Origin of the sequence: Moorena sp. SIO4A1, assembly GCF_010672065.1 — a bacterium.
GTDB lineage: Bacteria > Cyanobacteriota > Cyanobacteriia > Cyanobacteriales > Coleofasciculaceae > Moorena.
The window spans coordinates 1-1,502 of the sequence record NZ_JAAHHX010000680.1 but is presented as its reverse complement, the minus strand read 5'-3'; the positions used below and the strand labels follow the sequence as shown (position 1 = coordinate 1,502).

1 protein-coding gene is annotated in these 1,502 nt (G+C 36.2%); it reads right to left on the bottom strand.

Going from position 1 to position 1,502, the window contains the following annotated elements; genetic code table 11:
* Window positions 1-268: 268 nt before the first annotated feature.
* On the bottom strand, window positions 269-1,502 hold a 1,234-nt coding region (locus tag F6K53_RS41865), incomplete at its 5' end, for a pentapeptide repeat-containing protein (protein ID WP_293086343.1).

Below are 1,502 nucleotides of genomic sequence, written 5' to 3'. Positions count from 1 at the left end.
TGTCAAAATCGATAGATTCAGCAACTGTACCACTCACACTCAAATCATCTGCTATCAATGATGAAGCAATTGGTTTAAAATCTCCCCCGACATCTCCTACTGTCAAACTTCGACTTTGATCAGTGTAGTTTCTTTCAACATAATTACCTTCAATTTTTTGATTGTAGTTTACGTTTTCGATATTAACTGGCTCAACGGAAACCGAAAGATTATTACTTTTAAAAAAATACTTGACACCAGAATTTTGTTCATCCTTAGTGGCATGTTTTTATAAAAAGCCTACTATTTTATTAAAATTAATTTTTATATGCTCAAAAGCTTCAGTTTGTAATTTTTCTTGATTCAATCCTTCAAATTGATGTTGAGAAGATTTTACTAATTTTTCAATAGTTGAAAATAATTGGCGGAAGTAGTTAGGTGATACTTCTTGGATTTCAAATACTAGTCTTTCAGATAAGTTGTCAGGAGAAATAAGAACAAGACATGGAAGATTGCTTAACTCCACGTTCAACTGTCTAGCAATATCATAGGCTTCAGACTTATCGTAGGGTTTACTTCTAAACCAGTTTAGATCCAAACCAGATTGAATCATTCTCCTCCAATTGTGATTTGCTTGTCTCCAGTTAGGGGAGGGATTCTCCAAAAGATAGATAGTACACCAATCTCCTGTTAGTTTGTCTAGAGCATCAAAGTGTTTTCTGACATAAAGGGATAATTTTTCATCTTCATCCGTATACAGCAATATTCCAGGTATCAAACTTTGCTCAGATGATAATAACGATTTTTTTATGAGTGATTCATTAAGCGATTCTTGATTTTTCCAAGAGAGTAGACTTTGAAAAAACTCTTTTTTATTTCGGACTGGAACATTAGCAGTAAAGCATTTATGGATATTTGCTTCACTGAAATCTGCTTCATCGAAACTGGCTCCTTTTTCTCTAAACACACTAAGCGAGTGACTGGAAATTATTGTTTGACGGAAGCTTGCGCCATTAAAATTGGCACCGTTACAGGTTATTGAGTCAAATCCTTGCACTTCGCTAAGATCTGCATTGTTCAAGTCTGCCCAGTTAAAATTTGCTTCTGCAAGATTTGCTTTCCTGAAATTTGCTCTACTAAGATCGCTCCAACTCAAATCGGCTCTGTTAAAAATAGAGCTACTAAAGTCAACTCTGGTAAGAATTCCGTTTTTGAAGTTTGCTTCGCTCAGGTCGGCTTGGCTAAGATCGACTTGGCTAAGATCTCGTTCTTCCGCACCATTATTAACAATCTCCCAAACCAAGTACCATTTTTCGTCAATAATTGCTTCCTGAATTTGGGTGCGGTGTAATTTTGTATAGTTGAGGTTGGCTTTACTCAAGTTGGCTCCCCTAAGATCTACTCGCCTAAGATCTGCCTCACAGAGATTAGCATCCTTGAGATTTGACATTCTCAAATTAGATCCATTAAGCTTTGTTCTAGTGAAATCGACGCTACTGATATCTGCTCCACTGATATCGGAA